Origin of the sequence: Streptomyces bauhiniae (genome assembly GCF_004784475.1) — a bacterium.
GTDB classification, from domain to species: Bacteria; Actinomycetota; Actinomycetes; order Streptomycetales; family Streptomycetaceae; genus Streptomyces; species Streptomyces seoulensis.
In genome coordinates this window covers 229,494-246,287 of the sequence record NZ_SRRT01000006.1, presented here as the reverse complement: position 1 = coordinate 246,287, position 16,794 = coordinate 229,494, and the positions used below count along the sequence as shown (strand labels likewise).

Below are 16,794 nucleotides of genomic sequence, written 5' to 3'. Positions count from 1 at the left end.
CCGCCAACGGGATGGTCACGCTCCAGGGCTCTGACCTGGCGGCATTTAAGCGTGACATCCTGTCACGCTATCCCGGAAGTTATCCACAGCCCCGGTCCAGTCTCACCCTCTTCCCCCGCCGCGCCGTCCTCAACATCGCCATGCTCCTCCGCGACAGCGAGGTCGCCCGGCAGGTGCGCGCATACCTGCTCGATGTGGAGCAGGCGTCCCGTGCCCACACTCGACGGCCCCGCGCTGGACGACCGTATCGATGCGGTTGCGGCGGTTGGAGGGCCGCAAGCCGTGATCAGCCGAGTTCCGTCGGCGGGGTTCGCTTGGCGTCGACCTTTTGCGTGCGGACCAGTTCGGCCCAGACCACGTAGCGGTAGCGGCTGGTGTAGACCGGGGTGCAGGTGGTCAGGGTGATGTAGTGGCCCGGCTTGGTCTTGCCGGACTCCTTGGGGACCTGGGCGAGGACGTCGACGTTGTACTTCGAGGTCTCGGGGAGGATCGAGTAGACCTTGTAGACGTACCACTTGTCCTTGGTCTCGAAGACGACCGGGTCGCCCTCGTGGACCTTGTCGATGTTGTGGAACTTGGCGCCGTGGCCGTCGCGATGGGCGGCGAGGGTGAAGTTGCCCTTCTTGCCGGTCGTCGGGAGCGCGGCCTTGGCCGGGTCGGTGTAGTAGCCGGCCACGCCCTCGTCGAGGACGTCGGGAGAGGTGCCCTTCTCCACCAGCACCGCCCCGTTGCGCATCGCCGGGACGTGCAGGAAGCCGATGCCGTCCTTGGTGTCCAGCGCGCCGGGACCGGTCGCGGAGTTCGCCCAGTGGTCGCGGACCTTGTCCGCCTGCCGGTCGGCGTGCCGGTCGGCGACGACGTTGGTCCACCACAGCGAGTAGACGACGAACAGCCCGAGCACCACCCCGGCCGTGATGAGGAGTTCCCCGAGGAAGCTGACCGCCCGCGCGACCGGCCCCTGCCCCCGCGGCGGACCCCCGCCCGTGCCGGACGCGGCCGTGTGCTCTTCGGTGCCGTCGGCGGTCGCTGCCACAGATCCCCTGCCCATGTTCGGCTCTTCGGCTGGTGAGACGGACCGCCGCTACTGGATGAGCGCGTCCGGCTTGCCCTTGCTGCGCGGGCGTTCCTCGACCATCTTGCCCCAGACGATCAGCCGGTACTTGCTGGTGAACTCAGGCGTGCAGGTGGTGAGGGTGATGTACCGACCCTCACGGGTGAACCCGGACCCGTTCGGCACCGGATTCAGCACGCTGGTGTTCGACGGCGGGGTCACCGGCAGCATCGACGCCACCTTGTACACGAAGTACTCGTCCTGCGTCTCCACCACGACCGCGTCCCCCGCCACCAGCCGGTTGATGTAACGGAACGGCTCCCCATGGGTGTTGCGGTGCGCCGCGAGCCCGAAGTTGCCGGTCTTGTCGTACGGCATCGCCGTCTTCAGCGGCGCTTCCCCGTAGTGCCCGACCATCCCCTTGTCGAGCACCTTCTTGTTGCTGACGCCCTCCGCGATCGGCGCGACCACGTCCAGCTTGGGGATGTGCAGGATGGCGAACCCCTGCCCCGGCTCGAACACCCCCGGCGCCCGCTTGCCGTTCGCCCAGTCGTCCTGGAGCTGGCTCGTCTCGCTGCCGGCCTCCGCGTGGGCCCGGACGTTGGTCCACCAGAGCTGGTAGGTGACGAACAGCAGCATGACCACGCCGGTGGTGATGAAGAGTTCGCCCACCGCCCGGCTCACCATGACCGCCGCCCCCGGTTTGCGCGCCCGCGCCTGCTGCCGGGCCTCCACCCGCGACAGCGGCCGCGCCGGGCCGTCCGCAGCGGCTGAAGCCTCGGCCCCACGCCGCCCGCCGCCGCGCTTGGCGGCCTTCCTGCGGGCCGCGCGCCCCCCGGTGGCTCCCCCGGCGCCCGAGGCGCCCGCGGAGGCGCTCAGCGAGCCGTACGCGCCCTCCGCCGCACCGGGCACCCGGAGCGCCATCGTCCGGTCGTCCAGGGGCAGTTCGGAGTACTGATCGCCGTACTCGCCGTACTGGTCAACGGCCGGCATCCGCGCCGTCCCCGGATCGCCCGCCCCCACGAACGCCGGACCGTAGGACCCGTACGGCACCCCGCCGTACGCGTCCTCGCGTTCCGGGCGCGGGGTGGTCACGCCGTGGCCCTGCCCACCACCGGGGCGAGCCCCGCCGACCTCGCCACCGCGTCCCGGTCGCCGCACTCGGCGAGCCAGTTGGCCAGCATCCGGTGGCCGTGCTCGGTCAGCACCGACTCGGGGTGGAACTGCACGCCTTCGACGAGGAGTTCACGGTGGCGCAGCCCCATGATGATCCCGTCCTCGGTGCGGGCGGTGACCTCCAGAGCGGCCGGCACGGTGGCCGGCTCGGCGGCCAGCGAGTGGTACCGGGTGGCGATGAACGGCGTCGGCAGGCCCGCGAAGACGCCCCGCCCCTGGTGGATCACCGGCGAGGTCTTGCCGTGCAGCAGCTCGGGCGCCCGGTCCACCACCCCGCCGTAGGCGACCTGCATCGACTGCATGCCGAGACACACCCCGAACACCGGGACACCCGTCGCGGCGCAGTGCCGGACCATGTCCACGCAGACCCCGGCCTCCTCGGGCGTACCCGGTCCGGGCGACAGCAGGACGCCGTCGAAGCCGTCCTGGGCGTGCGCGGTGGTCACCTCGTCGTTGCGCAGCACCTCGCACTCGGCACCGAGCTGGTAGAGGTACTGGACGAGGTTGAAGACGAAGCTGTCGTAGTTGTCGACGACGAGAATCCGGGCGCTGCTCACTGGTTGTCCACCGTCACATCGTTGAAGGGCAGCAGCGGTTCCGCCCACGGGAACACGTACTGGAACAGGACGTAGACCGCGGCCACGACGAGCACCAGCGAGATCAGTGCCCTCACCAACGCGTTGCCCGGCAGATGCCGCCAGATCCAGCCGTACATGCCGTCCCTTCCGTTCCTCCACGGCCCCTGACTCACGCCGTACGGCACCAGACTAACGGCGCCGGGTCCGTCACCGGCGTGCCTGGAGCACACCTGGAGTTACGGGGCCGGGCGCCGATCACCTCAATGACAGGCGGAACGGTTTCGCACCGCGAACACGCGGTCGGCGGGTGAGACGCGGCCGCGTCCCGCGCGCCTACTTCACGGGCGTCGCGTAGTGCAGGTCGACGGTGCCGGTGTAGCCGGGCAGCGTGACGGTGCCCTCGTCGGCGACGTCCCAGCCGAGGCCGTAGACATTGACGTACACCATGTAGTTCTGGATCGCCTTGCTCGCGGCCAGCGCCTGCTTCAGCCGCTCCGGGTCGCCCACGGCGGTGATCTTGTACGGGGGCGAGTAGACGCGGCCCTGGAGGATCAGGGTGTTGCCGACGCAGCGGACCGCGCTCGTGGAGATCAGCCGCTGGTCCATGACCTTGATGCCCTGGGCGCCGCCGTGCCAGAGCGCGTTGACGACGGCCTGGAGGTCCTGCTGGTGGATGACCAGGTAGTCGGGCTGCGGCGGGGGATAGCCGGGGAGCTTGGCGGTGGCGTTCGGCGGGGCGTCGTTGAGGGTGACGGTGACGGCCTTGCCGGTGAGCCGCTCGGTGCCCGCGCTCTTCTCCAGCCCGCCGAGCCGCCGGTCCTGGGCGCGGGTGCTGCCGTCGTCGCCCTCGGCGAGCGACTCGACGCTGTGCCGCAGTGTGGCGTTGGACTCGTCCAGGCCCTGGTTCTTCCGGCTGCGCTCCTGGATGAGGTCCGACAGCTTCAGCAGCGAGGTGTCGGTGCGCAGGTCGGTGCCCTTGGCGGTGTTGAAGCTGGTGACGAAGATGAGGCCGGCCAGAGCGAAGACACCGGCAGTGAGAATCCGCACCGGCCGGAAACGGGGACGACGGGCGGGCGCGGAACCCATTGCTCCCGTCCCTGGGGAGTCGGCAGAATTGCTCAACGTACCCTTATCTCCTTCGGCGCCGCGGAAGCACTACGCTAACGGACGTCCGGGGGAGCACTCGGTGTGCCCTTGCCGTCCCCTTGTACGCTGCCCCGAGCTCGACCCAGACACCTGCGCGGCCACGCAGCGCATCGACAGGAGAGACCTTCGTGCCGAAGTCACGTATCCGCAAGAAGGCCGACTACACGCCGCCGCCCGTCAAGCAGGCGCAGGCCATCAAGCTCACCAACAGCGCCTGGGTCGCGCCCGTCATGCTGGCGATGTTCCTCATCGGCCTGGCGTGGATCGTGGTGTTCTACGTGACCGACGGCTCGCTGCCGATCGACAGCCTGGACAACTGGAACATCGTCGTCGGCTTCGGCTTCATCGCGGCGGGCTTCGGCGTCTCCACCCAGTGGAAGTGACCGGGCCCATAGCCCGGCAGGTCCGGTTCCGGCGACCTCTGCCCACGGCCCTCCACTGAGTTATCCACAGGCCAACGAAATATCCACACCCCCCTGGGGAAAAGGAATACGATCTGTGGATAACTAATCCCCGGTTGACGCCGGGAACACCATCCGACGACCGGTGCTCCACTGAATGCCCCCTGCCTGACCTGCGGATTCACATCCGAGCGACAGGGGGCACGGTTGTTCCCGCACGGTGTGCACAAGATCGGGCACAGACTGTGGACAACGGTTCGGGCTCAGGTGAGCTGGAGGGTTCTCACCAGGGTGAGAACGGCCACCACCAGGAGCACCAGCGCACACGCCCCGTACTGGATCAGCGCCCGCCGTTCGCGCGGGGCGTGGACCATCGCGTACCCCACGACGATGCCGGCGACGAGCCCGCCGATGTGCGCCTGCCAGGCGATGCCCGGCACCCCGAACGTGATGATCAGGTTGACCACCAGCAGCACGATGACCGGCCGCATGTCGTACTTCAGGCGGCGCATCAGCACCGCGGTGGCGCCGAACAGGCCGAAGATCGCACCGGAGGCGCCCAGTGAGGGCTGGTTGGGCGCGGCCAGCAGATAGGTCAGCGCGCCGCCGGCCAGGCCGCAGACCAGGTACAGCGTGAGGTAGCGGGCGCGGCCGAGGGCGCCTTCCAGCGGGCCGCCGATCCACCACAGGCTGAGCATGTTGAAGAGGATGTGCACATAGCCGCCGTGCAGGAACATCGACGTCAGCAGGCGGTAGTACTGACCCTCGGTGAGGCCCTGGATGCCGGTGAGGTGGGGGACGTAGGCCCGGCCGATCAGGTCGAGCTGGTTGGTGAAGACGTCGCCCAGGGAGAGCTGAACCAGGAAGAAGGCCAGGTTCAGCCCGATGAGGACCTTGGTGACCAGCCGGGGGTCGCGGCTGAGGGTGCCGCCCGCCAGGGTGCGGGGGCGGGTGTCGGCCGGGGTGGGCGCGGTGTCGTCCGAGGCGGAGGTGCCGCCGCGCACGCAGTCGGGGCACTGGAAGCCGACGGAGGCGTCGACCATGCACTCGGGGCAGATCGGCCGGTCGCAGCGGGTGCAGCGCACGCCGGTCTCGCGCTCCGGGTGCCGGTAGCAGACGGGCACGCTGCGGGCGCCCGGGGCGTCGGCCGCTGCCTGTTCCATGAGATCCCCTTCGTCCCTCGCGTCGTCCGTCGTCACTCCGGGGGCGCGGCACCGCCCCCGCCCATCCTTACGGACGAGCGGGGCATTTGGTTCCCTCTGCGGAATTCAGCGGCCGCCGGTCAGCCCTCGGTCTTCTCCACCACCACGGACTCGATCACCACGTCCTCGACCGGACGGTCGTTGCGGCCGGTGGGGACCGCGGCGATGGCGTCGACGACCTTCTGGCTGGCCGGGTCGGCGACCTCGCCGAAGATGGTGTGCTTGCGGTTCAGCCAGGTGGTCGGGGAGACCGTGATGAAGAACTGCGAGCCGTTGGTGCCCGGCCCGGCGTTGGCCATGGCGAGCAAGTAGGGCTTGTTGAAGGACAGGTCGGGGTGGAACTCGTCCGGGAACTGGTAGCCGGGGCCGCCGATGCCGGTGCCGAGCGGGTCGCCGCCCTGGAGCATGAAGCCGCTGATCACCCGGTGGAAGGTGGTGCCGTCGTAGAGCCGGTCCGTGCTCTCGACGCCGGTCCCCGGGTGCTTCCAGGAGCGCTCGCCCCGGGCCAGTTCGACGAAGTTCCTGACCGTGGCCGGCGCGTGGTTCGGGAACAGCCTGATCTTGATGTCGCCGTGGTTGGTCTTCAGGGTGGCGTAAAGCTGCTCGGCCACGGTCTGCCTTCCGTTGTCTTTCCGTTCGCCCCTGATCCTCGCACGCTCCCGGCGGTCCGGAACCGGGCGGGCAACGGCGAGTTCGGCCCGTATGGGCGGCGCCGGGCGGCGAATCGTGGCAGGGTCGTGGGCGGGGCCGGTTGCCCGGAATTTCACCGCTTCGCCAGAGATCGGCACCCGTATGCCCGCCCACACATGCTGTGTGGGCCACCGACAGGCATGATCCGTAACAGGGTGGACAGTCGAAATACCGTACCGCCACCGAGGAGGAGGTTCCCGTGACCCGCATCGACAGCGTGCGCGCCGCGACCGGTTCGGCCAAGGACAGCGTGCTGCACGCAGCGGACGTGGTGGCGCCCTATGCCGACACGGCCAAGGAGCGTGCCGCTCATTACACGCAGGAGGCACGTGTACGGCTGGCGCCCGTGGTCTCACAGGCGGCCGACCAGGCCCGTCTTCAGTACGACGCCAAGCTCGCCCCGCAGGTGGAGCGAGCGCTCTCCCACGTGCCGCCGAAGGTCGATCAGGCGGCACAGGACGCCGCCAAGCTGACCCGCAAGGCAGCCAAGCAGGCAGCCGTGTACTCCCGCCCCAGGATCGAGCAGGCCGTGGCCGCCGCCACCCCGGTGTACGACGAGGCCGCGGCACGCAGCGCCGCCGCCCTGGTCGCACTGCGGGGCAATGTGTCGGCCAAGGAGATCAAGAAGCTGGCCCGCCGCAACGAGCGTCGCGGCCGCACCGGCCGGGCGCTGAAGTACGTGGCCCTGGCCAGCCTGCTCGCGGGCGGCGCCTACGCCGTCTGGCAGTGGTGGGACCGCCAGGCCAACCCGGACTGGCTGGTCGAGCCCCCGGCCGCCACGGAAATGCCGGACTCCGCCCGCCTCCACTCGGTGGACGGCACCGGCCCCTCCGTTCTGGACCCCGAGGTCCAGGCCAAGCAGGTCGAGGACGACGTCGAGGGCGACGAGAACCGGTGACCTGAGGCCCCAAGTCACGGGCACCGCACGCTGTTTCACGTGAAACAGCGCCCGCGCTACCCCGAGCCCCCGTCCCCACGGTGGCACGACAAAACCCCCTCCGTACTGCGTTTTCGCAGGTCGAAGGGGGTTTTTGGGTTGTGGAGCCTAGGGGAGTCGAACCCCTGACATCTGCCATGCAAAGACAGCGCTCTACCAACTGAGCTAAGGCCCCGAAAGGGGACGGCCGACGGGAGACGGGCTCCTGGCGGGCGTCGCAGACCAGAGTACCGGTTCACCCCCCGTATCCCGCAAAAAGATTGGGGGTCCCCGCGAATCACCCCGCTCCGTAGGATGCTCGACGTGGTTCGCTTCAGCGAACCTCGGTTTCTGGGGAAGCGATGGGGAGACGCAATGGATGCCGCACAGCAGGAAGCCACCGCGAGAGCGCGGGAGCTCCAGCGGAACTGGTACGGGGAGCCGTTGGGGGCGCTCTTCCGTAAGCTCATCGACGATCTCGGGCTCAATCAGGCCCGGCTCGCCGCCGCGCTGGGGCTGTCGGCTCCGATGCTGTCGCAGCTCATGAGCGGCCAGCGGGCCAAGATCGGCAATCCCGCGGTGGTGCAGCGGGTGCAGTTGCTGCAGGAGCTGGCCGCGCAGGTGGCGGACGGCAGTGTGAGCGCGGCCGAGGCCACCGACCGCATGGACGAGATCAAGAAGTCCCAAGGGGGCTCGGTGCTGAGCAACACCACCACGACGACGAGCAGTTCGGGCGCGCCCACCGTCAAGCGGGTCGTACGTGAGATCCAGTCGCTGCTGCGTTCCGTCGCCGCCGCCGGGGACATCATCGACGCCGCGGACACCCTCGCCCCGACCCACCCCGAACTGGCAGAGTTCCTCCGGGTCTACGGCGCGGGCCGCACCGCCGACGCGGTCGCGCACTACCAGTCCCACCAGAACTGACCCCCGGCCCGGTCCGGAGGGGGTCCGGCACCGGGCCCGGCCACACGGCCGGGGCAGCGCACCAGGGGGAGGAGCTGCACGGTCATGGGTGAGGTCTTCGCGGGGCGGTACGAGCTGGCCGACCCGATCGGGCGTGGCGGTGTGGGCGCGGTATGGCGCGCCTGGGACCACCGCAGACGGCGCTATGTCGCCGCCAAGGTGCTTCAGCAGCGCGACGCCCACACCCTGCTGCGCTTCGTGCGCGAGCAGGCGCTTCGTATCGATCATCCGCATGTGCTCGCGCCGGCGAGCTGGGCGGCCGACGACGACCAGGTCCTGTTCACCATGGACCTGGTGTCCGGTGGCTCCCTGGTCCATCTGATCAACGACTACGGTCCTCTTCCGCCGGTGTTCGTCTGCACCCTGCTGGACCAGTTGCTGTCCGGGCTGGGTGCCGTGCACGCGGAGGGGGTCGTGCACCGGGACATCAAGCCCGCCAACGTACTGCTGGAGGCCACCGGTACCGGTCGGCCCCGGCTGCGGCTGTCCGACTTCGGTATCGCCATGCGGTTCGGGGAGCCCCGGCTGACCGAGACCAACCTCGTGGTCGGCACGCCGGGTTATCTGGCGCCCGAGCAACTGCTGGGGGCCGAACCCGACTTCCCCGGTGACCTGTTCGCCGTGGGGCTGGTCGCCCTGTATCTGCTGGAGGGGGCCAAGCCGGACGGCAAGGAGATCGTCCGGTACTTCCTGGAGCACGGGACGCCGGGCGCTCCCGCGCGGGTGCCCGAGCCGCTGTGGCAGGTCATCGCCACCATGCTCCAGCCCGACCCCGCGGCCCGCTTCCGCACCGCCACGGGTGCCCGCAAGGCCCTCGCCGCCGCCCGCGAACTCCTCCCCGAGCCCGGCCCCGACGACGAGCCGATAGAAATCTTCGACCAGCTCGGCCCCCTGCCCCCCGGCTTCGGCCCCGAGGGCCCCCACAAACCCGCCCCCGCGGTGGACGCCCGCTGGGGAAACCGTCCCCCGGGCGCCCCGGACACCAGCGGCACCACGACAAACGCCCCCCTGCCCGTCTCCTCCCCGACAGCCGACCTGGGCACCCGGCCCCCGGCCGTCACCACCCCGCCGATGTCCGACACCGGCAGCTTCCACCTCCCGCCCCCACCTCCACCCCGGCCCACGACCGACCCCGACACCGCCGCGTACACAGCCTGCGACCCCCGCACACCGGCCCCACCCACCGAGGCTCCGCGCACCCCGAGCCACCGCGCCCACTCCCGGCCCCGCCCGGGCCCCTCCGCCAAGGTCGCGGTCCCGGTCCTGCTGCTGGCCCTGGTCTGCTACGCCGTCGGCTTCTGGGCGCTGACCCGCATCTGAACCGGCCGGTCGCCCAGCACCCGTACCGCCGCCGGGGCGTCCCCGACGTCCTGGCCGCAGCCCGTACCTGTGACCGCCAGTGGGCGGCCCTCGATCTGCCCAGCACGCGCACGGCAGGCCCACCGTGCCGCTGCCACCCCTACGCCATCGGCTTTGCGGAACCGGCCCGCCCCCGAGCCCGCCGTGCCAGCAGCGTCCACGCCCCCAGTCCCAGCAACAGCGCCGTACCGGCCCCCAGCCCGCCGTACGCCAGCACCCGCATCGCCGGATCACCGCCCCCGGTGTCCCCACCAGCAGCCGGCCCCCAGTCCCCCGTGCTCACCGAGAAAAGCCCCGTCGGCTCAGTGCGCCCCACGTACTTCGGCCCGGCGTGGGCAGCACCATCCACCCGTACCCGCAGCGTCACCCCGAAAGGACCCGTGCCGAAGGAGTCCGCCAGGCGCTCGCTGAGGTGGACGACCACGTAGTAGTCCCCCGCGAACCGGACCCCGTTCTCCCCGCTCGGCACCGCATACCGGTTGGCGTACTCGACCGGGGGGACCGGAGCCAGGGACACCGCGTGGCGGGTGCCGGTGTAGCCGAGGGCCGCGTCGTCGACGGGGCCTCGGGCCGGGTTGAGGAGGGAGAGGGTGAGGGCGCCGCCGACGTAGCCGTGGCCGGTGGCGGCGGCCAGTTCCGCACTCGCGTGCACCTGGCGGCCCCAGTCGACCGGCACCTTGTAGAAGGCGGTGTCGCCGGGGGCGAGGCGGGTGCGCCAGACGCCTTGGCCGAGCAGGCGGGCGGAGGAGAAGCCCCCGCCTCCCTCTCTCTCGCGCGGGGCGTCGCCGGGCGGCTGGGGCGTGGCGGAGTTCCAGGTGCGGGGCGGTGTGGTGGGGCCGGTGGCGGCGAGGCCCGGTTCGGTGGCGGGCGCCAGCTCCAGGTCCCAGCGGCCGGGGTCGGAGTTCTTGGCGTCCAGCCGCTCCACCAGCAGGTAGTACACGGCCGCGCTCTGGCACAGCGACTTGCCGGTGTCCCGCTGGCCGACGGCCGTGACGGGCCGGGGGCTGAGTCCGGCGCCGAAGGACGCGGAGGAGTAGAAGCAGGGGTTGCCGTCGGCGTCCTGGAGCGAGACCCGTATCCCGTCCGTGGCGGCGACGGTCGCGCCGCGCCGGGGTACGGCGGTGACGGGGACGTAGGCGTTCGCCGTGACGGTGAGGGTGAGCCGGTAGTAGAGCCGGCCGTGCGTGGGGAGCGAGCTGCGGTAGGTGTGGCCGGGCACCAGGGTCCGTGCCCCGGCGGTGTCCGGAGAGCCCGCGAGGTTCTCGGCACCCGGTGCGAAGGCGTACCCGTCCGGGGCGGCCACCGCGGGTGTCCCGGCGAGGGCCCACACCACGGCCCCCGCGCACAGCCCGCGTACCGCGTTCCGCAACCCCCGCCGCATCAGCCGCCCCCTGCCCCTAGGTCACCGCGCCGGGGCCCATCCTGCCCGGTACCGCTTGCGCCATCAGGGTTTTCGCGCGGCCGTCCGAAACACCCGGCCTCTTGAGGACGAGGCGTACCTCACGTTCCGGGGTCCGGCAACACAGAACCCCGGCCGCTCGAGCGACCGGGGTTCGTTCAGAGAAGTGGTGCCGGGGTTTCAGGAACCGGTGGGCACGGAGTCGGTGGCCTCCGTCCACAGGTCCTGCTCGGCGCGATCCGCCTGGATCTGGCGGTACACAAGGAGACCGCCGATGGCGGCCAGTGCGACCAGGAGCAGCTTCTTCACCGCGCGACCTCGTCTTTCGTTGACGTAGGGGACCTCTGGCGCCCGACTATACACACCGGCCGAGACCGATCGGTGACCTGCGCCGGGCCCCCAACTCCCGCCCTCGGACGGCCCGGAGCCGTTGCGATCGGAGGGTGATCACACCCGCACAGAGGGTTGTGTTCCTCCCGTTAAGAGGCAGTTTCAGGGTTTTTCCACCTCCTTGCACCCATCCGAGTGGTGTTCATCTGAACATCGACGCGCCACGGGCGTCGGTCCACCACTTCGCGGCCCACATACACATCATGAGGAAAGTACGCAAATCGCCCAACCTGAAAGTGAGGGGCCATGGCCAGGAACAAGGTCATGACGCTGTGGACCGCCATCGTCACCGCCTTCCTCGCGCTGTGCACGGCGCTCGGACTCGTCACCGCGACCGCCCCGGTCGCCTCGGCCAAGAGCGAGAGCCCGAGTCACGGCAGCACGGAGCACAGCGCACCGGAGGCACCGGCGGCCGTCAGCCACCAGGTCTGGCCACAAGCCAGGTCCCTGCCCCCCACGATGAAGCAGCGCATCCGGGCCGAGGCCCACGGGAAGTCCCCCAACTGCCGGCACCGCTCACTGGCCGGACGGGAAGCGGGCACCCTGGCCCCGCACCGCGTGAACGCCCCGGACCGCACCGAGACCACGCACCGGCAGGAGAGCACCGAGCAGTACGCGTCCCACCTGGACTGCTGAGCCCGCCGAGCCCCCACGGCAGGCGTACTGAGACCGCCGAGCCCACGGCAGGCATCCAGTACCGCGGACGTCTCGACACACAGGCGACTTGCGTACCCGACCGTCGACACGGAAAGCCCCCCGGCCACCGGCCTGGGGGCCCGCACCGCGTCCGCACCGCCCGCCTCATTCCCCCAGCAGCACGGCCTGCGACGGACACTTCTCCACGATCTCGCGCACCAGCGGATCGTCCCCGGAATCCTCCCGGCCCGGCCTGACCACGCCGTACCCCTCGACGAAGTCGAAGACCTCGGGAGCGCGGTAGGCGCACTCGGCCGAGCCGTAACAGACCTCCCGGTCCACGGACACCTTCATGCGTCCTCCCCTGCCCGCCCGGGCGGTCCCGGACTCAACGACGACCCTGCCCGCGCCGGACCCGCCCGAACCGGCGGCGCCACCGCCCGTCCGGCACCGGTCCCTCCCCTCGTGGGGACCGGTACCGAACGGAGCGGGGGGTCTTCGTCCCGAGCCGTGCCGGTGTGCCCGGCGCGGTGGGCCTCTGGATCTCGTGGCGTCCGCCACGCCGTGCGCCGCTCCTGACGAACTTTGACCGAGAACGTTCGGCGCCCGGCGGGACCCGCTCGCGAACCGGGCCGGTGGCCTGTCCGGACGGTGTGTGACAGCTCCGCTACCGCGATGCGATCCTGCCATCTGCGGCAACCGGCGAGGAGGTCCGGACCAGCCACCCAGGGCTTTCCCGCAGGTCAGCCGTATAGGGTGAGTTTTCCGGTCCGGACGCATCAGATGGGGGAAGTGAGGGGTGGGACCTTGGGTTCCGACTCAGGGGCACGCACAGCCTTCGCCGAACGCCTCGCCCTGCTGTACCGGGAAGCCGGGAATCCGCCCCTGAAAAGCGTCTCGGAGGCGGTCGTCCGGCTCCAGCGGGTGGACGAGCGGGGCCGTCCGGTACGGGTCTCCGCGCAGCGCATCAGCGACTGGCGGCGGGCCAAGAACGCGCCCGCCCAGTTCGCCGCCCTGGCCGCCGTCCTCCAGATCCTCATCCCCGAGGCCCGCCGCGCCAGCCCCACCCCGGTCTCCAGCGGCCTGTACGACCTGGCCCAGTGGCAGCGGCTGTGGGAACGCGCCCTGGCCGACCCGGTCGGCGAACGCCCCGAGGGCCCGGCGGCCGAACCCCCTCCGGCCGAGCTGCCCGTGTGCCCGTACCGGGGTCTCGCCTCCTACCGGCAGGAGGACGCCCGCTGGTTCTTCGGCCGGGAGCGCGGGACGGAGGCGCTGGTGGCCCAGTTGCGGGCCGCCGAGCGCGGCGGGGGACTGGTGATGCTGGTCGGCGCCTCGGGCGCCGGGAAGTCCTCCCTCCTCAACGCCGGCCTGGTGCCCGCGCTGGAGGAGGAGGGCGCGCACACGGTCCTCCAGCTCGTGCCGGGCGCCGATCCGCTGGGGGAGCTGACCCGCCTGGTCCCGGCCCTCACCCCGCTCGCCGCCGAGGCGCGGGCCGCCGGGGAGGACGACCGGGGCCCGGCCGCCGGGGCGATACGGGAGGCGGTCACCGAGTGGGCCCACGGCCGGCGGCCCCCCGGCACCGTCACCATCCCCGGCCCCCGCTCCTCACCCGAGTCCCCGGCCCCCGCCGCCCGCAGGACGGCCCGGCCGGTGCTGATCGTGGACCAGTTCGAGGAGACCTTCACCCTCTGCCCGAGCGAGGCCGACCGCCGGGCCTTCGTCCAGTTCCTGCACGCCGCCTGCACCCCCGGCCCCACCGGCGCGGCCCCCGTGCAGGTCGTCCTCGGCATCCGCGCCGACTTCTACGAGGAGTGCCTCGGCTACCCCGAACTCGCCGACGCCCTCCAGCACCGGCACATGGTGCTCGGCCCGCTGACCACCGCCGAACTGCGCGAGGCGGTGACCGGCCCGGCGCGGGCGGTGGGACTGGAGCTGGAGGCGGGCCTGACCGAGCTGATCGTCCGCGAGGTCAGCGCCGACGGCCCGCGCGGCGCCCATGATGCGGGCGTGCTCCCGCTGCTCTCCCACGCCCTGCTCGCCACCTGGCAGCGCCGCAAGGCCGGCCGGCTCACCGTGGCCGGATACCGGTCGGCGGGCGGCATCCAGGGCGCGGTCGCCGCCACCGCCGAGCGCGCCTGGTCCGGGCTGGACCCGGCCGCCCGTACCGCCGCCCGGCTGCTCCTGCTGCGCCTGGTCCGGCTCGGCGAGGACACCCAGGCCACCCGCAGGCGCGGCACCCGGCGCCAGTTGGCAGCCGAGTCCACCGACCCGGACAAGACCGAGGAGTCGCTGGAGGCGCTGGTCCGCGCCCGGCTGGTCACCCTCGACGCGGAGACCGTGGAGATCACCCACGAGGCGCTGCTGCACGCCTGGCCCCGGCTGCGGCACTGGATCGACGACAACCGGGGCGACCATCTGCTGCGCCAGCGGCTGGAGGAGGACGGCCGGGCCTGGGAGGACTCCGAGCGCGACAGCTCCCTGCTGTACCGGGGCTCCCGTCTCGAGCAGGCGCGCGGCTGGGCGGAGTCGGCCGGGGACACCTATCTGACGCGGGGCGCGCTGGACTTCCTGGCCGCCTCGGTACGGCTGCGCAGGCGCACGGTGCTGATCAGCAGGGCCGCGGTGGCCGCGCTCACCGTGCTGGCGGTGCTCGCCGCGGGGGCCGCGGTGGTGGCCTGGCAGCAGCGGAACGACGCGGTGTTCGAGCAGGTCCTGGCGGAGGCCGACCGGGTCCAGCACACCGACCCCTCGCTCGCGGCGGGCCTCGACCTGGTCGCGCACCGGCTGCGCCCCGACGACGAGGGCGCCTACAGCAGGCTGATCTCCATAGTGAACGCCCCGCTCGCCACCCCGCTGACCGGCCACACCGGCGCCGTCTACCTGACCTCCTTCAGCCCGGACGGCAAGGTCCTCGCCACCGCCAGCTACGACCGCACCGTCCGCCTGTGGAACGTCGCCGACCGGGGGAACCCCAAGCCGCTGGGCGCCCCGCTGCACGGGCACCGGTCCTGGGTGAGCAGCGCGGTGTTCAGCCCGGACGGGCACACCCTGGCCAGCGCGGGCGACGACGGCACGATCCACCTCTGGGACGTCACCGACCCCGCGCACCCCAAGTCCCTGGGGGAGCCCCTCACGGGCCACGACGGCACGATCTACCTGGTCGCCTTCAGCCCGGACGGCCGCACCCTGGCCAGCGCGGGCGAGGACCGCACCGTACGGCTGTGGAACGTCGCCGATCCGCGCCGGGCGAAGCCGCTTCAGGCGCTGCGCGGGCACAGCGCGCCGGTGCGCTCGGTGGCGTTCAGCCCCGACGGGCACACCCTCGCCTCGGCGGGCGACGACGACACCGTACGGCTGTGGGACGTGGCCGACCCCCGGCATCCCAAGGCCCGGCGCGAGGTGTTGCGGGGGCACACCGATCTGGTGCATTCGGTGGCGTTCAGCCCCAATGGCAAGGTGCTGGCCAGCGGCAGCGCGGACGACACCATCCGGCTGTGGAACGTGGCAGACCCGGACCGTCCGGCCCCGCTGGGCGGGCCGCTGACCGGGCACACCGGGCCGGTGTGGTCGGTGGCGTTCAGCCCGGACGGGGGCAGGCTCGCGGCGGCCAGCGCCGACTCCACGGCCAGCCTGTGGAACGTCACCGACCCGGCCTCCCCGTCCCAGGTGGGCGAGCCGCTCGCGGGGAGCAGCGGGGAGATGTACGCGCTGGGGTTCAGCCCGGACGGCCGTACCCTCGCCACCGGCAGCGGGGACGGCCGGGCCCGGCTGTGGGCGGTGCCGACCTCGGACATGACCGGGCGCAGCGCCGCGTTCCGCCAGGACGGCAAGGTGCTGGCCACGGCCGCACGCGACGGCCGGGTCCGGCTGTGGCGGGTGACGGCGCCGGGGCGGCCGGTGGCGCTGGGCGCGCCGTTCATGCCGGCGGACGGCGGGCAGCGCACCCTGATGTTCGCCCCGGACGGCCGCACGCTGGCGGTGCTGACCGGGAACCGCTCGGTGTACCTGTGGAACGTGTCCGACCCGGCCCACCCTGTGGTCGCCGGGCCCCCGCTGAAGCTGATGACCCGCTTCATGGGCTCCGACGCGCTCGACTTCAGCCCCGACGGCCGCATTCTGGCCACCCCCTACGACGACCACCGGCTCCAGTTGTGGAACGTCGCCGACCCCGCGCATCCGGCCCCCTACGGGGCGCCCCTGGCGGGACACCGGGGGTACATCAACGCGCTGGAGTTCACCCCGGACGGGCACACCCTGGCCAGCGGCAGCGCGGACGGCACGATCCGGCTGTGGAACGTGGCCGATCCGGCCAAGCCGGTCCTGCGCGGCCGCCCGCTCACCGGCCACTCGGGCCCGGTCAACGCCCTGGAGTACAGCCCGGACGGCCACACCCTGGCCAGCGGCGGGGACGACGACACGGTCCGCCTCTGGGACGTCACCGACCCCGGCTCGGCCGCGCCCGTCGGCCACACCCTGACCGGCCACACGGAATCGGTCACCTCACTGACCTTCAACGCCGACGGCCACACCCTGGCCAGCGGCGGCAACGACAACACCGTCCGCCTCTGGGACGTCACCGACCCCGGCTCGGCGGCGCCGATCGGCCAGTCGATGAGCCCGTACGCCAAGACGGGCAACTTCCTCGCCTTCAGCCCCGGCAGCCACGTCCTCGGCGTCTCCAGCGGCGCGGACACGGTACGGCTGTGGAGCCTGGACGCGGACGAGGCGGTCCGGCACATCTGCGCGGTCACCCGGGGCGTCCTCACGCCCCAGAAGTGGCACGAGTACCTCCCCCGCCTCTCCTACGACCCCCCGTGCCCCGACTGACCCACCAAGATCAGCCAACTCCCCCACCGATCAACCCCGTTGGCCCCGCAACGCCCCCAA

At 71.9% G+C, this 16,794-nt stretch carries 16 protein-coding genes and 1 tRNA gene; 6 read left to right on the top strand and 11 right to left on the bottom strand.

Annotation, left to right across the window (positions count from 1 at the left end; translation table 11 throughout):
• Positions 1-286 precede the first annotated feature (286 nt).
• From E5083_RS20910 to E5083_RS20890, 5 genes are all read right to left on the bottom strand, one after another.
• Positions 287-1,033, bottom strand: a complete 747-nt coding sequence (locus E5083_RS20910) for a class E sortase (RefSeq protein ID WP_135787513.1) — start codon at positions 1,031-1,033, stop codon at positions 287-289.
• 48 nt (positions 1,034-1,081) lie between these two features.
• Positions 1,082-2,146 (bottom strand): class E sortase, encoded by a 1,065-nt coding sequence (locus E5083_RS20905; protein ID WP_135787228.1) that lies wholly within the window; start codon positions 2,144-2,146, stop codon positions 1,082-1,084.
• Positions 2,143-2,784 (bottom strand): aminodeoxychorismate/anthranilate synthase component II, encoded by a 642-nt coding sequence (locus E5083_RS20900; RefSeq protein ID WP_135787227.1) that lies wholly within the window; start codon positions 2,782-2,784, stop codon positions 2,143-2,145. Before E5083_RS20900 ends, E5083_RS20905 begins: the two co-directional genes overlap by 4 nt.
• Positions 2,781-2,942, bottom strand: a complete 162-nt coding sequence (locus tag E5083_RS20895; RefSeq protein WP_030805941.1) for a hypothetical protein — start codon at positions 2,940-2,942, stop codon at positions 2,781-2,783. Before E5083_RS20895 ends, E5083_RS20900 begins: the two co-directional genes overlap by 4 nt.
• 196 nt (positions 2,943-3,138) lie before the next feature.
• Positions 3,139-3,927 carry a DUF881 domain-containing protein gene (locus E5083_RS20890; RefSeq protein ID WP_135787225.1) on the bottom strand — a complete coding sequence of 263 codons (789 nt, stop codon included), beginning with the start codon at positions 3,925-3,927 and terminating at the stop codon, positions 3,139-3,141.
• Between the two features lie 152 nt (positions 3,928-4,079).
• On the opposite strand from E5083_RS20890, the gene crgA reads away from it, so the two are divergent.
• Positions 4,080-4,334, top strand: a complete 255-nt coding sequence (gene crgA / locus E5083_RS20885; RefSeq protein WP_030805947.1) for a cell division protein CrgA — start codon at positions 4,080-4,082, stop codon at positions 4,332-4,334.
• A gap of 281 nt (positions 4,335-4,615) precedes the next feature.
• Here crgA and E5083_RS20880 read toward each other — a convergent pair whose 3' ends face one another.
• Positions 4,616-5,515: a rhomboid family intramembrane serine protease gene (locus tag E5083_RS20880; RefSeq protein WP_135787224.1), complete on the bottom strand. Its 900-nt coding sequence runs from the start codon at positions 5,513-5,515 to the stop codon at positions 4,616-4,618.
• A 119-nt stretch (positions 5,516-5,634) separates the two neighbouring features.
• On the bottom strand, positions 5,635-6,165 hold the full coding sequence (locus E5083_RS20875; protein ID WP_135787223.1) for a peptidylprolyl isomerase: 531 nt from the start codon (positions 6,163-6,165) through the stop codon (positions 5,635-5,637).
• A gap of 278 nt (positions 6,166-6,443) precedes the next feature.
• Here E5083_RS20875 and E5083_RS20870 point away from each other — a divergent pair, with 278 nt between their 5' ends.
• Positions 6,444-7,142 carry a DUF5324 family protein gene (locus E5083_RS20870; RefSeq protein WP_030805955.1) on the top strand — a complete coding sequence of 233 codons (699 nt, stop codon included), beginning with the start codon at positions 6,444-6,446 and terminating at the stop codon, positions 7,140-7,142.
• A gap of 141 nt (positions 7,143-7,283) precedes the next feature.
• On the opposite strand, the gene E5083_RS20865 is transcribed toward E5083_RS20870, so the two are convergent.
• Positions 7,284-7,356: transfer RNA gene (locus tag E5083_RS20865), tRNA-Ala, on the bottom strand.
• Positions 7,357-7,535: 179 nt separating this feature from the next.
• Here E5083_RS20865 and E5083_RS20860 point away from each other — a divergent pair.
• Together E5083_RS20860 and E5083_RS20855 are read left to right on the top strand one after the other, a co-directional pair.
• A complete protein-coding gene (locus E5083_RS20860; RefSeq protein WP_135787222.1) occupies positions 7,536-8,084 on the top strand; it encodes a helix-turn-helix domain-containing protein in 549 nt (182 codons plus the stop codon).
• Positions 8,085-8,168: 84 nt separating this feature from the next.
• A complete protein-coding gene (locus E5083_RS20855) occupies positions 8,169-9,443 on the top strand; it encodes a serine/threonine-protein kinase (RefSeq protein WP_135787221.1) in 1,275 nt (424 codons plus the stop codon).
• 139 nt (positions 9,444-9,582) lie between these two features.
• Here E5083_RS20855 and E5083_RS20850 read toward each other — a convergent pair whose 3' ends face one another.
• Positions 9,583-10,863, bottom strand: coding sequence for a hypothetical protein (locus tag E5083_RS20850; protein ID WP_244317592.1), 1,281 nt, complete (start codon positions 10,861-10,863; stop codon positions 9,583-9,585).
• Between the two features lie 198 nt (positions 10,864-11,061).
• Positions 11,062-11,190, bottom strand: a complete 129-nt coding sequence (locus E5083_RS20845) for a DLW-39 family protein (RefSeq protein WP_003999697.1) — start codon at positions 11,188-11,190, stop codon at positions 11,062-11,064.
• Between the two features lie 327 nt (positions 11,191-11,517).
• Between E5083_RS20845 and E5083_RS20840 the strand changes: the two genes are divergently transcribed.
• Positions 11,518-11,907, top strand: a complete 390-nt coding sequence (locus tag E5083_RS20840) for a DUF6344 domain-containing protein (RefSeq protein ID WP_135787219.1) — start codon at positions 11,518-11,520, stop codon at positions 11,905-11,907.
• A 165-nt stretch (positions 11,908-12,072) separates the two neighbouring features.
• Here the strand turns inward: E5083_RS20840 and E5083_RS20835 are convergent, their stop codons facing one another.
• A complete protein-coding gene (locus E5083_RS20835) occupies positions 12,073-12,261 on the bottom strand; it encodes a ferredoxin (protein ID WP_030805981.1) in 189 nt (62 codons plus the stop codon).
• 429 nt (positions 12,262-12,690) lie between these two features.
• On the opposite strand from E5083_RS20835, the gene E5083_RS20830 reads away from it, so the two are divergent.
• Positions 12,691-16,734, top strand: coding sequence for an nSTAND1 domain-containing NTPase (locus E5083_RS20830; RefSeq protein WP_135787218.1), 4,044 nt, complete (start codon positions 12,691-12,693; stop codon positions 16,732-16,734).
• Positions 16,735-16,794 lie beyond the last annotated feature (60 nt).

Excerpts from the sequence above, each read along its gene's own strand:
- E5083_RS20895 (WP_030805941.1), bottom strand. The coding sequence starts at position 2,942 with ATGTACGGCTGGATCTGGCGGCATCTGCCGGGCAACGCGTTGGTGAGG.
- E5083_RS20840 (WP_135787219.1), top strand. The coding sequence starts at position 11,518 with ATGGCCAGGAACAAGGTCATGACGCTGTGGACCGCCATCGTCACCGCC.
- E5083_RS20860 (WP_135787222.1), top strand. The coding sequence starts at position 7,536 with ATGGATGCCGCACAGCAGGAAGCCACCGCGAGAGCGCGGGAGCTCCAG.
- E5083_RS20855 (WP_135787221.1), top strand. The coding sequence starts at position 8,169 with ATGGGTGAGGTCTTCGCGGGGCGGTACGAGCTGGCCGACCCGATCGGG.
- E5083_RS20880 (WP_135787224.1), bottom strand. The coding sequence starts at position 5,515 with ATGGAACAGGCAGCGGCCGACGCCCCGGGCGCCCGCAGCGTGCCCGTC.
- E5083_RS20835 (WP_030805981.1), bottom strand. The coding sequence starts at position 12,261 with ATGAAGGTGTCCGTGGACCGGGAGGTCTGTTACGGCTCGGCCGAGTGC.
- E5083_RS20830 (WP_135787218.1), top strand. The coding sequence starts at position 12,691 with ATGGGGGAAGTGAGGGGTGGGACCTTGGGTTCCGACTCAGGGGCACGC.
- E5083_RS20850 (WP_244317592.1), bottom strand. The coding sequence starts at position 10,863 with ATGCGGCGGGGGTTGCGGAACGCGGTACGCGGGCTGTGCGCGGGGGCC.